Raw genomic sequence first — 19,927 nt, forward strand, 5'->3', positions numbered from 1 at the left:
TTGGGATTCGATCCGCTTTCTTTCTTCCTTCGGCAGGTCCGCTCGTCTTGGGAAAGACTCGAAGAAGAATTCACTCCGAAGCCACAAACCTAAGGCCCGTCGCCACAGGGGATTGCGGCTTGAAAAGTTTGAAGACCGCGTCCTCCTCAGTGTTTCGCCTACCAATCCCGATCGGGTATGGGAGGATACGCTGCAACGCGCCATCGAGGCGGCTTCGGACCTGAACCGATACTCGGTGCAGCAACTGCAAGCCAGTCATCAGTGGGTAGTGGGGCTGACCGACGGTCTCAACCCCCAGCTTGTTGCCTCCTTGGTCGGCGGGGAGCAGGTTGCCGTTGCCAGCGGCATTAAAGGGGCTTACGTCTTCCAATTCCCTTCGCAGATCTCTTGGGAAACGATTGTCCAACGCTTGGATCAGGTGGAAGGCGTGCAGTTTCGTTTTCCGCTCGCCCCGCAACAGTTGGATCGCATGCTAATTCCTAATGATCCCCTCTTTGTGGAGCAGTGGCATCTGCTCAACACGGGTCAATCCGGCGGGACGCTGGGCCAAGACGTCCGAATCACCGGGGTTTGGGATAACTACCAGGGTGACGGTGTCGTAATCGGTATCGTGGACGACGGCATCGAGACGACGCACCCCGATTTGGTCGCCAACTATCGGGCGGATCTCAGCTACGACTATTTAATGGGGGATACCGATCCTCAGGCAGAGACGGGCGATTTCCACGGCACCGCTGTGGCGGGCGTAGCGGCAGCTTCCGGAAACAACGGAATCGGAGTGACGGGCGCGGCATTCGACGCCCAATTGGCGGCTTTGCGTCTGATCGGCGGCCCCATAACCGACTTGCAAATCGCGCAGGCCATCGGGCACCGGAGCGACGCCATTCAAATCTACAACAATAGCTGGGGTCCGCCGGATGCGGGCGGCCGTTTGCCGTTCTCCATCTTGGCCGGTCCCGGCCCCCTGAGCTTGGCCGCCTTGCAGCAGGGAGTCACCACGGGTCGCGGTGGTTTAGGCTCGATTTACGTTTGGGCCGCCGGTAACGGTCTGCAAGGAAACGACAACTCCAACTACAACGGCTGGGCCAACTCGCGCTACACCATCGCAGTGGCGGCCGTCGATCATGACGGTCGCCAGGCCCCGTATTCGGAACCGGGAGCCAACATCCTCGTCAGCGCCTATTCCAGCGGCCAGGTCTCCGGGATTTACACCACGGACCGCATGGGTGAGACGGGGTATAACGTTACGGGTACGGCCTACGACTACCCCTTGCCCGATCCCTTGCCCGATATCGACTACACTTCCCAGTTCAGCGGCACGTCCTCCGCGGCTCCCCTGGTTTCCGGCATCATCGCCCTGATGCTTCAGGCGAACCCCAATCTGACCTATCGCGACGTCCAGTACATTTTGGCCCAGACGGCCAGAATGAACGATCCGGCCGATCCGGGCTGGACGACGAACGCCGCCGGTTATCGCGTGAACCACAAATACGGCTTCGGCGTCGTCGATGCGGCCGCCGCCGTCACCGCGGCTCGAACCTGGAAGACCGTGGGCCCGGAACTGGTTCTCGATTCGGGCACGATGAGCGTCAGCCGCGTGATTCCCGATAATAATCCGGCGGGCATCTCTTCCGTCGTCAGCATGGCGCCCACGATCAATCACGTGGAGTGGGCCGAGGTCACGGTTGACATCACGCATCAAAGCCCGGGCGACCTCGAAATCATCTTGGTTTCCCCCTCCGGTACACAGTCCGTCTTGGCCGAACCGCACGTTCACGATCCGTTCGACACCGGCATTCGTTGGACCTTTACCACCGCCAGAAACTGGGGAGAATCGGCCGGCGGGGATTGGACGCTGATCGTACGCGATCGCGTCACCGGCACGGTCGGACAATTGAACTCGTGGCGATTGGCCGTTTATGGGCAGCAAATTCCCAGCGTACCGCCGGATCTGGTCGCCGTCATCCCCAATGAAGGAAGCCTGATCGAAGAGGGGACCGAGCTGAACGTCGCTCCGCGCGAACTGATCTTGCGTTTCAACGAGGGCCAAGAGCTCGATCCGAACACGTTGGGCGCGATTCAATTCGTTCGAGCGGGCGGCGATGACTCATTCTCGGAGGGCAATGAAGTCGCCGTGCCGATCGGGTATATCGGTATCGGCGACAAGCCGAACGAAGTAATCGTGCGTTTCGCGGAGAACCTACCCGACGACAAGTACCACTTGGTCATCAAGGGTACGGGGGCAAATCCGCTGACGAACATGGACTCGCCCCCCGTTCCCTTCCGTTTTGATCCCGACCTGGGCGTGGGCCAGGACTTGACGCTCGAGTTCGACGTCAACCTCGGACCGCAGATTCTCGCCGTCGTTCCGCAGCCGGTGTATCGCGGAGCCATTCACGTAACGGTACCTGCGGGCAGCCAGATTACGGACGGCCAGACGTTCGTCGTCAGCGACGGCACGATTCAAGTTACCTTTGAGTTCGAAAATCAGGCTCTCAATAACGGCGTCCAGGCCGGTCGAATCGCGGTACCCTTCCGCACTACCGATACGGCCTCGGCCGTCACCTCGGCGGTCGCAGCGGCCATCATCGGCCAAGGGCTGAACCTGACGGTCACCCCGGATCCCGTTACGGCGCAGATTACTTTGAGCGGCGCGACGGCGGCATTCGATCCTCGCACGAGCAAATTCCAGGTCCGCAGCCTGGAACAGCAACGGAATATCATTGAAGTCTATTTCAGCAACGATCGCCTCGATACGAGCGCGGCTACCAATCGCGAGTTCTATCAGCTCATCTTTACGCAAGGTACCGCGAGGCCGGACGACGATACGGTGGTCTTGCCGAGCACCGTCAGTTACGACGCGGACAAGAACATGGTGGTCCTGGATTTCGGCCAAGACTTGGCCAATCTGGGAACCGGCGCCGCCCGCTTGCGGATCGGAAGTCGTTATCAAGCGGTCCAGACCTGGAACATGAGCGAAGGCGCGGATGCCGGCTCTTCGTTCTACAATTCCTTGCTGGTCTCGGGATTCGGAAATGCGGGTGCGCCGCAGAGCGTCATCATTTCCGGGGCCGTCGTGCCGCAACGCTACACGTTGGAGTGGCCCGGCGCAATCGACGAACCGGGACATCGGGATCTGCCCAACTACGACAGCCTGTTGGTCGAAGATCACTACCTGACGGGCGATTCCAGTCCGGACGCCTCCACAAGCATCCCGCGGATTCCCTTCTACTTCCCCACCGGCAGCTTCAATTTGATCACGGAAGCCCAGAAGCAGCGGACGCGGGAAATCTTCGCGATTTACGGGGAATATCTTGGGATTCAGTTTTACGAAAGCGAGACCGGCGGGCTGGCCATCATCACCGGTGATTTGGCCCTGATGGGGCTGCAATCGGCGCCGGGCGGCGTGGGGGGCGTCGCCGGTGGCGGTGTGGCCGTCATGGATTACGCCGAAAACTGGGGCGCCAGCGAATTCGGCGGCGCCTGGTTCCAGGTGGCCATGCACGAAATCGGCCACTTGCTGGGCTATGGGCACAGCTACGACCTCTCGCCGTTCGTGATCATGGGAAGTTCGGAGGACGCCACCACGGCGACCGGCAGCTTCGAGCCCGTCTTCCCCGGCATGGCCGACATCGTTCATGGGCGTCACATGTTCCGTCCCGACAGCATGGACGTGGACATGTACCGCTTCGAGCTCCAGGAACGCGGCATGGTCAGCGCCGAGATTCTGGCCGAGCGGATGGCCAATTCCAGCATGCTCGACGCCGCGATCACGCTCTATCGGCAGGTCGATACGCTGCGCAAATACGTCGTGATCGAAAACGGGGTGCCGGTCGAAAAAGAATACCTCGAGACCACCTATGAGGTCGTCGCGCGGAACGACGATTACTATAGTGAAGATTCCGCCCTGGAAATCTACCTCCCGGCGGGGACGTACTTCATCGGGGTTAGTGCATCCGGCAATACGCAGTACGACCCCAGTATCGACGATTCCGGCATCGGCGGCGTTACGCAGGGCGAATATAAACTGCGATTAAACTTCACCCCCGGCGGGGTCGATCCCAACAATCCGACGACCTTCCGCGAACCGAACACCGCCAATCCGTCGATGCTCATCGACTCGACGGGATTGTTTTTGGACGGCGACCTGGACGGCGTACCGGGCGGTGAATACAACTTCTGGTTCAACGTCCAGTCGGAAGCCAACACCCTCTTCGTCGACAAGTTGTCATTCAATTCCGCGCCCGACGGCTCCCTCGATAAGCCCTTTACGACCATTTCGGCGGCCTTCGCGGCGGCACAACCCAACCAGATCGTCCGGATCGTGGGCAACAACTTCGCGAATGATGATCCGAACGCGCCGGCAACGTTGCAAGACAACATCCCCTATGAGATCGGGCGGCGTCTCATCGACAATGCCCCCATGGCCGACGGGGTTCGCATGGAGGTGCCGCAGGGCGTGACCGTCATGGTCGACGCCGGGGCCATGATCAAGCTCTTCCGCTCCAATATTACCGTGGGCAGCCTCGCCGAGGGCATCGACCGCAGCGGCGGAGCGTTGCAGGTGCTGGGCATTCCGGGCTTGCCCGTCTACTTCACTTCGTATTACGACGAATCGCTCGGACGCGATCCCGAGCCGACCAACAACACCACGCCCGCGTCCGGGGATTGGGGCGGGATCGTCTTCCGCAACGATCTCGATTATCAATACATCCGGAATTACAACCCGGCGACCGGCCTGCCGCCGCGGCAGGTGCTGGAAGACCAGGGCATCTTCCTCAACTACGTGAGCCATGCCGACATCCGTTTCGGCGGCGGTGAGGTCATCGTGAACGGCGTGCGATCGGTGTACAACCCGATCCACATGGTCGAGGCCCGGCCTACCATCGTGTTCAACCGCGTGACGCGGAGCGCCGACGCCGCCATGTCCGCCGATCCCAACAGCTTCGCGGACACGAAGTTCGAGAGCTGGGATCCGGCGCAACCCTACACGGTCGAATACGATCGCGTCGGTCCCACCATCCGCGGCAATTACGTCGTGGATAACTCGATCAACGGCCTGTACGTTCGTATCAAGACTCCCGCGGGCGGGGCCACGAAAAAGCTTACCACGTTCGGTCGTTGGGACGATTGGGATATCGTTCACTACGTGCCCGAAAACCTCGCCATCGCGGGGACGCCGGGCGGCGCCATCCAACGTGCGTCCACGGCTCCCGCCGTCTCTCTCGCCGACGGGTTCCGCCTCCAGGTCTCCGCGGCGAGCGTAGGCTTGGACGGCCAGTATTTCGCCATCTTCGACGGCCGGACGCGCGTCGTATTCGAGTTCGATAATGGCGACGGCGTGGTTCCCGGCCGCATCGCGGTACCGTTCAGCTTGACGGATTCGGCGACGCAGATTGCCGCCTCTTTGGCCGCGGTCATCAATGCGGCATCCGCCTCGCGCGGGTTGGAAGTGACGGCCGCCGCCGCGGGCAGCAGTGTCAACCTCACGCAACGCGGCGCTCAACTGAAAGTCGAAGGCTTGGGGAATCTGGAGGCCCGGCTCGACTCCCGCTTGCAAGTCGATCCGGGAGTAATTGTCAAGCTGCAGGGAAGCCGAATCGAGACCGAGGTGGGTGCCCAACTCATCGCCGAGGGCCGACCCGGCTTCGCAGAAACCGTGCCCGGCTACAAGGTCGTTTTCACCTCCGTGCTCGACAATCGCTATGGGGCGGGGGGGACGTTCAACACGGCCCAAAACACCAGCGGTCAACAGCCGGGCAAGGGTGATTGGGGCGGGATCGGCTTCGCTCCGCTGTCCGAGGGAAGTATCGACCAGGCGATCATCGCGTATGCGGGAGGGCAGACCGCGATCGAGGGCGGTTTCGCGGGCTTCGATCCCATCGAAATCCGTCAGGCACACGTCCGCATCGCCAACACGCGGTTCGAACATAACGGCGCTAATTCGGCAGACGACCGTAACGGCCGCGGGTTCATTACGCCGGCTACGATCTACGTCCGCGGCGCCCAGCCCGTCATCGTCAACAACCGCTTCGTCGATAATTCCGGCCACATCGTGTCCGTGGACATCAACGCGCTCAATGCCTGGGAAGTGCCCGATTGGGGACGGAGTACCGGCGAGATCGATGCGTTCTCGCAGTTCGACGGCAACCGCGGGCCGTTGGTCGCGCTCAACCGCATGACCGACAATCAATTGAACGGGATGGAGGTCCGGGCCGGTGAACTGACCACGCAGGGCGTTTGGGACGACACCGACATCGTCCATGCGGTTTACGGCGAAATCGTGGTCGGGAATTATCACCACGAGGGCGGCTTGCGACTGCAAAGCGCCCCCACCCAAAGCCTGGTGGTCAAGTTGTGGGGCCAGAACGCGGGCTTCACCGCCTCCGGTCGGCCTTTGGAGTATGACGATCGTATCGGCGGCATCATTCAAATCGTCGGCCAACCGGGCTATCCCGTGGTGCTGACTTCTCTGGCCGATGATTCGGTCGGCGCGGGACTCGATATCTTCGGCAATCCCCAATACGACACCAACGGCGACGGTACGAGCACGGCCGCGCCGGGCCAGTGGCGAAGCGTCCGCTTCGATCGCTACAGCCATGATCGCAATCTGGCGACGATCACCGAACGCGAGACGGCCACCGGCAGCGTCACCGATGTCAATGCCTATCCGCAGCGGGCTCAGTACATGGGGCAATTGGCGCCCGACGAAAAGGCGGGCGACGACAACTTGCGTCTAGGATTCGATATCCACGGCTCGGTGCGCTATGACGAGCGAACCGACTCGGACGTCTACAGCTTTGACGCGGCGGCCGGCACCGAAATCTGGATCGACATCGACCGCACGACCTTCGCGCTCGACACGATCGTTGAATTGATTGACGCCGACGGCAACATCCTCGCCCGGAGCGACAATTCGTTGACCGAGACCCCGCAAGGATCCACGACCACGCTCGCATATCCGATGAATCGTGATCCTTGGATCCGCTCGACCTCCAGCGACCCCGCCGAGGAGGGAGATTTCTACAGCATGAACCCGCGAGATGCGGGGATGCGGTTGGTTCTGCCGGGACCGGCGGGCGAAGTGCGCACCTACTACGTTCGCGTCCGCAGCGTGCTCGCCGTGGCCGATATCCCTGCGGGGGCCGCGATCACGGACGGCGCTCAATTCATCGTCTCCGACGACTTCCAGAGCATCGTCTTCGAGTTCGACAAGGACGGGACGCTCTCTGATCCGGCGGCGGTGCGTGTGGCCGTCAACAACGGTATGAATGCGAACCAGGTGGCCGCGGCCGTTGTGGCAGCGATCAACGGGCAGAAGTCGGCCAAGAGCTTCGAGATCACCGCACGCTACGAAAACGGCAAGATTTTCCTCGACGGCGTGCGTGCCCGATTCAACCCGCTGACGTCGCCGATGCGGCTTCTGGCCAACACCGCCGGCAATTACCAGTTGCAAATCCGCCTCCGCGAAATGCAAGAGGTGGCGGGCTCCACCGTCAAGTGCGCCGATGTCCGCTACGCTACCAACGGTATCGAAGTGCTGGGCTTCCCCCAACACCACCCGCTGCTCGGCGAGGCGGCTGAAACGACGGCCAACAACGACACCATCGGCAACGCTCAACCGCTGGGCAATCTGCTGCGCATGGATCGCAATGTCATTTCGGTAGCCGGCTACTTGAGCGGCCGGACCGACGTCGACTGGTACAGCTTCCAGATCGACCTCCAAGGCATCCAGTCCATCGGCGGCTTGAACGACCTGGGTAGCATCTTCTCCACCATTTTCGACATCGACTACGCGGACGGCATGGCCCGGCCCGATCTGGCCATTTGGGTCTTCGACAGCCAAGGCCGATTGATCCTCCGCAGCAACGATTCCAATATCGCCGACGATATGGCTTTGGTGGTGGGAAACGCCATCGAAGACCTCAATCGGGGGTCTGTGTGGAGTCGGGATCCGTATATCGGGCCCGTTTACCTGCCCGAGGGTGCCAATACCACGTATTACGTGGCCGTTACCTCAGCGCTGGCCACACCTCAAGTCTTGTCCTCCGTCCTGGGAGGAACCTGGAGCGCCGACTCCACGGCCAATCCGCTTGTTCGCATGGAGCCGATCAATTCCGTTGCTCGAATCGTGGAGGAGCATATCGATCGGGGACCGGCCTCAGGAATCACGGCTACTCAGCAACGGCTGAGCTTGGTGCCCGACGAATTCAAATTGAGCGACGTGGTCTTTTACACGCTTACCGGGACGGACCTCTATACGGTCGATCCGTTCACGGGTCAGGTCGAGACGGACGTTACCGACTGGTCGGATCCGTATCTCCCGGGCAGTCCCAACATCGTGTATCACGACATTGCGATGCGGAACGACGGGCGGCTGATGACGGTGAGCCAAGGCCCCGGAACGGACTTCAACCCGCGTTACCGAGAATTCGACACGGGCAACGCCAATAACCTCTTGGTGGACGTGGACACCGGAATCAATATCATCCGCCGCGATCCCGGAAACCTGAACAATCTGCAAAACGATCCCAACAACAGCCTCTACGTCGAGGCGATGGTTCATTATCTTCAGAACACCGGCAATTTGGGCCGGCAGGTCATGATCGTCGGCAACGTGCCGAATCCCGACCTGGGCGGCGGCGCCGGAATTACGTCGGGGCGAAACTTGGTGTGGATGCTGTCTCCTTCGGGAACGGCGATCAATCACCCGGCGATCAATAACGGCCAGGCGGCCGCCGGGGATCGTCTCTTCAGCAACATCGTGCCGATCGGCCAACTATTTACCGCGCCGACCCTGATCGCCAACCCCGCCTCGCAAACGGATCCCATTTACACGTTCGGCGGCGGCGTCCAACCTCGCGACTTTGCCGACGGCCATTGGTTTGCCGTGACCGATGCCGGCGGCACGACGGCGGAGTTCGAATTCGACTTGGGACTCGACGTCCGCATGGATCCGCAAGGGGCGGCTGCCTTCCGTGACGGACAAACTTTCAGTCTCGTCAACGTCAACAACGGTCAGACCTACACGTTCGAATTCGATAGCGGCCCGGTGGTCGTTCTTCCGCTTTCTGCGGGCGCTTCGCTCGACGGAGTCACGGTCACCATCTTCGGGACCGCGCCGGGCGGCGGCAACGCCTCCGTAACCTTCGAATTCGACAACAACAACGCGCTGACGAACAACGGTCACGTTCGGATCGGCTTCAATAACGGCGATACGGGCACCGTCCTCGCCAACACCTTGGTCAACGCCATCAATGCCCAGGGTGCCTTCACGGTGGTCGCCGGCTCCGTGAACAATCGTGTCACCCTCGTCAATGATTCGCAACTCACGGCGCCCGCCTCGAGCGATCCGGCCCAAGTCGCGATCCAAGGCGCCCACGGTGTAGGCTTTGGGCGGATTCCGATTTCCTTCGAGGAGACCTGGACTTCGCAACAATTCGGCCAGCAGATCGAATCGATCGTGGATGCCAGCCAGAATTTGGTCTTCCCGGCGGCAGACCGCATCGATGCCGGTTACGCCTTCCGGTCCACGACGACGGCGAACCCCAACAGCCCCGGCGACCGCCTTACCTTCCTCAATGCCGCCTCGTTCACATCCACGGCTCCTTTGACGCTGATCGCGGGCGCCCATGGTGTTACGGCAGGACGTATTCGCGTTCCGATCGGGGCGGGGTACACGGGACAGCAAGTCGCCCAGGCGATGGCCGCTGCCATCAACAGCGCTCCCTTTGCGGCCAACGCGAGCGCGAGCGGAGCGACCGTGGAGCTCACGAACGTCGATAGCACGAATCCCGCGGCTATTACCAATGCTCCTCAGCTCGATTTCGCGGGAGAGGGCGTGGGCGGTACCATCACCGGCTTCGCTTACATCGGAAATACGCTGTATGCCGTGTCCGATACCGGCGGCCTCTATTACATTACGAACGTCAGCGCCTATGCCAACGGCGGCTCGTGGGGCTTTCGGCCGGTCGATCCGCAGAGCGGGCCGCGTTTCTTCACTCGCGTCCCCGGGGCGGGACCGCAACTCCACTACATCGGGCAAGTCGTCAATCCGGCTACCGGCCAACCCATCGCCTTCTCGGGATTGGCGACCGGTCCGCAGAACGCCGAGGGTGGGAAGTACGCCGAGACTCTCTTTGCGTCCGATACCGCGGGAAATGTGTATGCACTGACGACGACCGGCGCCTTGGTGGGCGCATTCCTGGATGGAGCCGCCAGCGTCAATCCGCCCACGGTCGGAAATATCTACGGGATCGACTTCTCACCCGTCGACTACAACTTGTGGCACTGGACGGAACGCCGGCGGAACGATCAAGGGCACGGCATCTACCAAACCTACGACGCCAGCCGTGTTCCGCAGGAAGGCTACGACCCGCTGTTGGAAGGCAATCGCAGCTACTATTTCGGGCTGGATAACCCCGCCGATGGTGACCCGAATCAAGCGCAGCCCGGCGCGATCAATTTCACAACGGGCCAAGGCAGCGACGGTAGCCGGCTACTTACCTACAATTTGCCGGGCGGTGCACACGGAAGTCTCACCAGCGGCACATTCAGCCTGGCCGGGTACAGCGCGGCCGACAAGCCTACCCTGTATTTCAATTACTTCGCTCACACCGAGAACAGCAGCGATTTCGACAGTGTGCGCGTCTTCATCTCCGACGACGGCGCCAATTGGACGTTGATGGCCACCAACACGGACCTCAACGATGCGAGTCTTATCGCTCCGAGTCGCGACCAAGGTCCGTACGGCGGGTACATTCGAGAAGTCATCGATTTGGGCGGCGATTGGCGGCAGGCTCGGTTGGATCTCAGCCAGTTCGCCGGTCTGGACAATCTGCGAGTCCGATTCGACTTCAGCACCGCCAGCGACATGGACGTGGGCAATGTCACGACGACCGGCGAATATCTCACGGCGCCCGCTGCGGCGGAACTGCACGACGGGGCCACTTTTGCCGTGGACGGCGTCACGTTTGAATTCGACCTCGGATATGCGTTGTTGATTCCCAACGCGGCCGGCGTTCGGATCGCGGACGGCGAAACCATCACGATCAGCGACGGCGCGGCGACTCGGACCTTGGAGTTCGACAAGGACGGGAGCGTGTTGCCGGGCAACGTCGCCGTCGCCATCGACGACACGATGACGGCGCGGCAGCTATCCGATACGTTGGCCGCAGTCGTCAACGGTCTGGGAATCAACCTTAGCGCCTTCGTGCCCGACGACGTCTTCTTCGCCGGGAGTAACGGCAATCGGGTCTTCTTGGTCGGTGCCCAATCGGTAACCGTGGGAGCCGCCCAGGTCTTGCTGGAAGGCAGCGCCCCCGGTCAATTCACCACGGGTAACGTCCCGGTCTATCTCCGGCCCGACATGACCCAACTTGAGGTCTCGAAGCTCATCACGGACGCGGTGAACCGGCAGTTCCGAGCCACGCCGAACTCCATCTTCGTCCCGAACAGTGCCACCGCCGCGGGGTTGAACAATTCGGCCGCGACCATCACGGCTTTGGACGCCCGCAATGTCCCGGCCTACGCGTTGTTAGGTTTCACCACATCGCTCAGCTCGCCGATGATCGTCGATCCCGCCAGTCTCGGCCTCCCGCCGGGAGTACGCGCCGATTACGCCGTCATCGTCGGGCTGCAAGGCGCGACCACGCCGGCGGCCATTGCGAGCCGAATCACGGCGGCCGTCAATTTGCTGAACACAAGCGCCGGGCTTCAAATCTCGGCCGTGGTATTGAATCAAACCGTGCAGCTCGTCGGACCGCAGGCCGCCTTCGACGGCACCAACCTCGCCGACCCCGCGAGCAGCCCGCTGAAAGCCGCGGACCTCAATCAGACGACGATCAAGCTGGACGAATTGACCGACGCCCAAGGCCAGACCGAACCGCTGATGCGAGTGTTCGGGCACCCGGTGACGGATTCCGGCCCGTTGTTCTGGAGCGACGAACTGGAGGGAGACACGACCTCCAAAAATTACGGCGCAACCGCTCGCGGGAATAATCGTTTCTACGATTTCCGCCGCGGCCAGAATAATAGCTTCGAGGGTTGGTACATCGACGATATCATCATCGGTTTCGCCGAACGGGGCGAGATGATTACCAACGCGCCGTCCGATAACACCGGCTTCGATTTCATGCGGGCACCGCTCGTGAACGAGCCGATCGTGGTAACCGGCAGCTACCAACTGGAGATTCGCCGCGGCGACGAATTCGGTACATTGGTGCTCGATCCTTACCGCGTCGTGCCTCTTGCCGCCCAAGCCGATACCAATGACCGCTGGGCGACGGGCTACACGCTCCAGTTCCCGGCGGCGAGCGACATCGGGCACGGCGATCGCTTCTGGATCAACGACGGCGTGAGTCAACAGACGTTCGTCTTCCTCGACAGCACAGTCGGTACTAGCGTTCCCTTGAATCCGCCGTTGACCGGCAGCGAATGGCCTGTGTACTTCCAAGCCTCTTGGAGCGCCGGACAAATCGCCAACGCCGTCGCCGCGGCGGTCAACGCAGCCCGTGACGCCGGCCGGCTGATGGTCAGTGCCGCATCCATTTCTACCAGCGAGAGAGTCGATCTCTGGGGTGCCACCTATGTCGGCGGCAACATCGGCGGCATTGCTCCGCAAGGCCTGCAACACATCTCTTTTGGGATCGTGGAGAGCACCGGCTTGCCCAACGAGACCCCGAAATTCTCGAACGGCGCGGGCAATCCGGTGATCGGTGATCGGAACGCCTTCCGCGAGAAGGGGCAGATCATCGTCGAGAACACTTCGGTCTTTCACGCTTCCGAATACGGCATTCGCGTGGAGCCGGCGGCACGCGAACCGGTCTCCAACGCCCCGCATCCGGCTTCGGGACGCACGATGAACGCCCCCAATCAATTGGTGGCGGGAGTCACGCTTCAGAATAACTTGGTCGCCTTCAACACGCAGGGCGGTATCCGCATCAGCGGCGAGGTCGGGCAGCCTACCGGTGCCGTACCCTTCGTTCGCGTCGTGAACAATACGGTTTACGGCGGCCTCGCACCCAACGGCGTGGGGATCGCGGTCGTCAACAACGCCGGTCCGACCTTGCTCAACAACGTCGTGGCCAATCTCAACACGGGCATCCTGGTGGACGCCTCGTCCAATCCCAATACCGTGTTGGGCGGTAATGCCTTCCAGGGCAACGGCGTCAACGTGCAAGGCCGCGGACTGGGCACCTTCGATCGAGTCTTGGCCTCCGGAGCCCCGCTGTTCGTCGACCCGGCCAATTACAATTTCATCCCGGATCGAGGCTCGGAGATCATTGACAGCTCCATCGATGCGTTGCAGGAACGGTTCGCATATTACAATTCCGTTTTGCAACCCCTGGGCATCGCGGCGTCGCCGATCATCGCCCCCGCCTTCGACCTCTACGGACAATTGCGGAAGGATGATCCGGCGGTCAACCCACCTCCCGGCGGCGGTCTTAGCGTCTATAAGGATCGCGGAGCCGTGGACCGGGTGGACTTCCGCGGCCCGACCAGCGGCCTGATCGAGCCGTTGGACAACGATGGGGCGGGCGTGGATCGCGATCGCCGGTTGAATGACGTATTCGTCGCCGGCCAACGCGTCTTCCGCTTCGCCGTGAAGCTGCTGGATGAGGACGGCGTCGGTGTCAACGATCGCACAGTGACGGCGGATGCCGTTTCCGTTTACCGCGGTGACGTCCTGCTGGAGGAAGGCAAGGACTACTTCTTCCAGTACCAACCGGTCGACGACATCATTTACTTGGTGCCGGCCTCCGGGGTGTGGTCGATCGGCCACATCTATAAGATCGTGCTCGACAACCAAGCCATTCGCGATCTGGCGAACAATCCGCTTCAGGCCAATCGCGGGGACGGCGCGACCTACTTCACGGTCAATGTGGCGGGCATCGACTTTGGTGACGCGCCCGACGGCCCGTATCCCACGACGCTGAAAAACAACGGCGCCAGCCACATCATCGTTCCGGACCTCTACTTGGGTAGCGGCGTGAGCAGCGAGGCCGACGCGCGGCACAACGCCACGGCCACGGGCGACACCTTCGACGACGGCGTGTTGTTCGACGCCGGCCTGCTCATCGGAGGCGCCACGCAGATTCGGGTCATCGCCTCCGCGGAAGGCTACCTGGACGCCTGGATCGATCTGAATATCGACGGCGACTGGGTCGATGCGGGCGAAAAGGTCTTCAACTCCGTGCTCCTCCAGCCCGGCATAAACTTGCTCAGCGTCAATCTGCCTTCCGGCTTGGCGCCCGGCCAGACGTTCGCTCGCTTCCGCTTCAGCAGCACCGGAGGGCTGAACCCGACCGGCGTCGCCCAGGACGGTGAAGTTGAGGACTACTTGGTCGAGTTGGTGCCTTATCACGAAGACTACGGCGACGCTCCGGACTCCTACGGTACGACCCGCGGTGTGGACGGTGCCAGGCACCGGCTCGGTTCGGGCCTGTATCTGGGCGCTGCGGTCGATCCGGAACTCGACGGCAAGCCGACGGTCCTGGCCGACGGTGACGACAAGGCCGGGATCGACGACGAGGACGGAGTATTGTTCCTGGATGCCCTCGTACCCGGCAGCCCGGTCGAGGTTCAGGTCGTGGTCTCGCAGCCGAACGCGTACCTGCAAGGTTGGGTGGACTTCAACCGAGACGGCGATTTCAACGACCCCGGCGAGCAAGTCTTCGTCAACCAATTGCTGGCGACGGCGGGCACGCACAACCTGTTCTTCACGGTTCCGCAAGACGCGGTGTTGGGGACCACCTATGCCCGGTTCCGCGTCAGCAGCCAGGTCAACCTTGGTCCCACAGGCTTTGCCAACGACGGCGAGGTCGAGGATTACCGCATGGCGATTGTGGATGCGCCGCTGGACTTCGGCGACGCCCCGGCGCCGTATCCGACTTTGGCCGCCGACGGAGGAGCGCGCCACCGCGTCGTCCGCGGATTCCATTTGGGACAGTCCGTGGATTACGAGTTGGACGGTCAACCCAACGCGACGGCCACCGGAGACGATAACACCGATCTCGCTGATGAAGACGGCGTCATCTTCAACACGCCGTTGCTGACGGGCGAGTTGGCGACCATCACGGTCTACGCCTCGCAATCCGGCGGTTATCTCAATGCCTGGATCGATTTCAATGCCGACGGCGACTGGAACGATCCGGGCGAGCAGATCTTCGCCGACCGACCGCTCGCGGCGGGCGACAATGTGCTCCAGTTCCGCGTGCCTCGGGAACTCGCGTCCGCAGATACCTTCGCGCGTTTCCGCTTCAGCCACACGCCGGGTCTCTTGCCGTACACTCCTGCCGGCGAGACCGTCATTCCCGACGGCGAAGTGGAGGATTATCTCGTCCGCGTGATTGCAGGGACCTCCTCGATCAGCGGCTACAAGTTCAACGATCTTAACGCCAACGGCGTGTGGGATCGGCAGCCGAGCGATCAAGTGCCTGCCGTGACCATCTTGCCGCCGGGCGCGGGTAACATCGTGCTCCCCGCCGGCGACGACATGACGAGCAGCGCCATTCCGCTGGGATTCGATTTCGAATTCTTCGGCAAGGCGTACACCCAGATTTACGTCTCGACGAACGGAATCGTTACCTTCGCTAATCCGCTCAGCGCCTTCTCGGCCTCGGGGTTCCCACAAGGCGAGCCGATGCTGGCGCCGTTCTGGGCCGATGCGGACACGCGGGGCGTGGGCCAGATCCGAATGCAGCAAAGCACCAGCGCCCGCGGCAATCCGGTCGTGCAAATCGACTGGATCAACGTCGGCTACTATAACCAGCACAACGACAAGCGGAACACTTTCTCGCTCTACATCGAGGATGATCCCGGCGGGGATGTCGTCGCCTTCTACTACCACAATATGGAGTGGACGACGGGCGACGGCTTCGGTGTCAACGGTTTTGGCGCGCCGGGCGCCCAGATCGGATACGACGCCGGCGACGGCTTGAACTACCTCAGCGTTGCTCGGCCTTCGACCCCAGCCGACCTCACGGCGCTTCTGGCTCAACGCCAATACACCTTCCGGTTCGATCCTAACACGGGACGGCCGTTCGGAGTGGAACCGGGGCTACCGGGGGTTCAGGTCTACTTGGATCTCAATAGCAATGGTGTGCTTGATCCATTCGAGCCCGTCGCGGTCACGCAATTGGATGACCCCTCCACGCCCAATGTGGATGAAACCGGCTTCTATCAATTCACCGGACTGTTCGCGGGCACCTACACCGTCCGCGAAGTGGTGCCGAGCGGCTGGATTCAAACCTACCCGACGGCGGGGCTGGTGCTTCCGGACGGGCAGACCCGGCACCTCCGAGCACCGGCCGGCTCGTCCATCACGGACGGCCAGCGGTTCACGATTTCCAACGGCACCACGATGGTGACATTCGAGTTCGACTCGAACAGCACCGTGACCGCGGGCAATCGCCGGATACCGTTCAATGCGACCGATACCGCTACCGTGGTGGCCGCGTCCGTGATGAATGCCATCAATGCCGTGGCCGGTTTCGGCATTACGGCGACGGCCGAGGCTGATTTCGTACATCTGGCCGGCCCGACCGTGGTCTTCGACCCGCTTACCAGCCCGGTGGTCGACGTCACCACCCGGAGCGGTAACGACGGATCTTACAGCGTTACCCTGGCGACCGGCGAGAATCTCACGAACGTCAACTTCGGCAATTACAAGCTGGCCCACATCGTGGTCGACGATGTGGCCGTGGCCGAGGGCAATAGCGGTCGCACCCGGGTCACCGTCACGGTGGAGGTCGCCGATTCCTTCGGGGCCCCCATCTCGTTCCAGTATCAAACCGCGGACGGCACGGCGACCGTGGCGAACAACGACTACATCCCGGCCTCCGGCACCTTCGTCTTTACGCCGCAAGGCATCCCCACGCCGACTTGGAAGACGGAACTGCTCACGCTCAATTCCGTCAACGACTACGACTTCAGCGTGTGGCAAGACCGGGTCGTGTGGGAGACGTTCGACGGGCAGGACTGGGAAATCTACCTGTTCGACGGCACGAACACTCGGCGCTTGACCGACAATACCACGGACGACCGTTTCGCGGCGATCCACGGCCGATACGTGGTTTGGTCCGGCTTTGACGGCCAGGACTACGAGATTTACCTGTACGATATCGTGACCGACAGCACCCGGAAGCTGACCGATAACGATTTCGACGACAAGGATCCGCAGGTATCGGACGACCTGATCGTCTGGTGGGGCAAGTCCGGTGCCACCCAGCAGATCTTCGCATACGATATTGCTTCGGGCGGCGACCCCATCAACATCTCGAACAATGGATTCAACAACTACTTGCCCGTCGTATCAGGACGCAACGTCGCTTGGTACGCTTTCGACGGTTTCGATAACGAAATCTACGTCTACGCGTACGGTACGACGCGCCGGGTGACTAACAACACGCTCGACGATCGCTTCCCGAGGATCGACGGCAATAACGTGGTCTGGCAACAACATGACGGGAACGATTGGGAAATCGCCCTTTACGACATTGCCACGAGCACCACGACGCTCTTGACCTCCAACAACCGGGATGACACGCATCCCGAAGTTTCCGGCAACAACGTCGTCTGGGAAGGCAACGACGGCACGGACCTCGAGATTTACTACATCAACTTGAATCTCGGGCCGGCCTCGCTGCGAAAAATCACCGACAACAATGTTCCCGACGAACTGCCGCGCGTTCACGGCGACGAACTGGTGTGGCACGCCTTTGTCAACGGCAACTGGGAAGTGTACTACACCGATTTGAGCACGACCGGTATTCCGCGGAACATTTCCAACAATCCGGGCTACGATTGGTACCCGGTGGTCAGCGAGGACCTGGCGGTTTGGCGGCGGTTCGAGGGCGGAAACTACGAGATCGTGATTGCTCGGCAGCAACCCGCCACCGCCAAGGCCACGATCGAATTGGAAATCGTGGGCGATACGCGGATCGAGGCTGACGAGTACTTCTTCCTCAACATCAGTAGTCCGCAACTGGCCGTGATCGATGATCCGCAGGCGCGAATCTGGATCCTCAACGACGACGGCAGCTTGGACTATGGGGATGCCCCGGCTCCCTATCCCACGCTGTTGGCCGACAACGGCGCCCGGCACCTCGTCGGTTCGCTGAGGTTGGGTACTCGCATCGATGCGGAGGGAGACGGCCGGCCCAGCGTCGCCGCCGACGGTGACGACACGTTTATCTCCGACGACGAGGACGGCGTCGTATTCGCCTCGCAATTGTTGCTGGGCGGCACGGCCGTCATCGACGTCACGGCTTCCGCCGCGGGCAAGCTGGATGCCTGGATCGACTTCAACCAGGACGGCGATTGGGATGATCCCGGCGAGCGCATCTTCACCGGCCGAGCGCTCTCGGCAGGCGTGAACACCTTGAGCTTCGACATCCCGTCCGACGCTCGAGCGGGCAACACTTACGCGCGGTTCCGGCTCAGCAGCCAAGGTGTCAACGCCCCCACCGGGTACGCTCCCGACGGCGAGGTGGAGGACTACCGCATAACCTTGGCCGCGTCCACTGCGCAGGTCGTCCGGCAAGGTCGCGTGGTCTTCATCACCGGCGGCAGTGGTCAGGATCAGGTGAGCATCAGCACCGCAGGCACCCTGCACACGGTGATCGTGAACGGAACCACGTACAATTACTCCACGGCCGACGTGGACGAGATTCGCTTCGACGGAGCGGGCGGTCGCGACACCGTGACCTTCAGCGGTACTCCGGCGGATGAGGTGTTCGTATTGCAGCCCACGGCGGGCACGATGACCCGACCGGGCTTCAAGGCATCGGCCGAGAACGTCGAACGTTTCATCGTCTTCGGAAACGGCGGCACCGACGCTGCTCAGTTGTATGACAGCCTCGGCGATGACACCCTCGAAATCCGGCCGGGCCGGGCCACGATGGTCGGACCGGGATACTCCTACGAAGTCAACAGCGTGGACTTCGTGCATGGGTACGCATCCGGCGGCTACGATCGCGCCGACCTGTACGATACGACCGGTGACGATACCTTCACGGCCGACGCGAACCAAGCCCGCCTCGTCGGGCCGGGATACCTGGCTCGGGCGAAAGGGTTCGACGCGGTTCGAGCCTTCTCCTCCGGCAACGGTCTCGATACCGCCGCCGTTACCGGCTCTGCCGGCGATGACATGATCCGAACCACCCCGAATTCTGCCGAGGTGGAAAACGCCCAATTCAGCGTTTCGGCCTACTCGTTCGATCAGGTCACGATCAATGGTAACGGTGGAAACGACGTAGCACAGCTCTACGACTCCGCCGGCGACGACTGGTTCATCGCCCGGCCCGGCCAAAGCACGTTGACCGGCCCCGGTTATGCCGTGACCGTGAACAACGTGGGCACGGTTCACGCCTACGCTTCGACCGGGCTGGATGTCGCTCAGTTGTACGACACGGCCGGCAACGACATTTTCATCATGACGCCCGACTACTCGCGCGTCACCGGCACCGGGTACATGGCCCGAGCCAAGGCCTTCGACTACGTCCACGCTTATTCGATCGGCGGTTTTGACACCGCCAAGATGTTCGGCTCCGCCGGCAAGGACGACCTTACCGCAACGCCCGAGTATTCTCGGCTAAAGGGACCCGGCTACTACCTCCGTGCGAAATTCTTCGAACGCGTGGAAGTAGACGGCGGGGCCGGAAACGACACCGCGACCGTTTACGATTCGCCGGGCGTCGATCATCTTGAGGCCAGGCCGGATTATATGCTATTACAGAACCCGAGCCTGCCGTATTACGTGTGGTTGACGCAGTTCGAAAAAGTAACGGCCCGAGGGAACAGTCCCTACAACACCAAGCACGTCGAAGGAGTCGTGGATTACCTCATTGCGAAGGGCTTCTGGACGGACGTCTGACCCGATTGCTCCTGTGAGGCATCAAGGAAGAAAACGCGCTAGGGATGGGCA

General features: G+C 61.7%; 1 protein-coding gene. It reads left to right on the forward strand.

What is annotated here, in order from left to right:
• Positions 1-112: 112 nt before the first annotated feature.
• The gene (locus ACZ5B4_RS05415; RefSeq protein WP_464913413.1) at positions 113-19,876 is read left to right on the forward strand and encodes a GEVED domain-containing protein; all 19,764 of its coding nucleotides are present in this window, start codon (positions 113-115) and stop codon (positions 19,874-19,876) included.
• Positions 19,877-19,927 lie beyond the last annotated feature (51 nt).

The sequence above is a fragment of the Thermogutta hypogea genome (genome assembly GCF_055386265.1).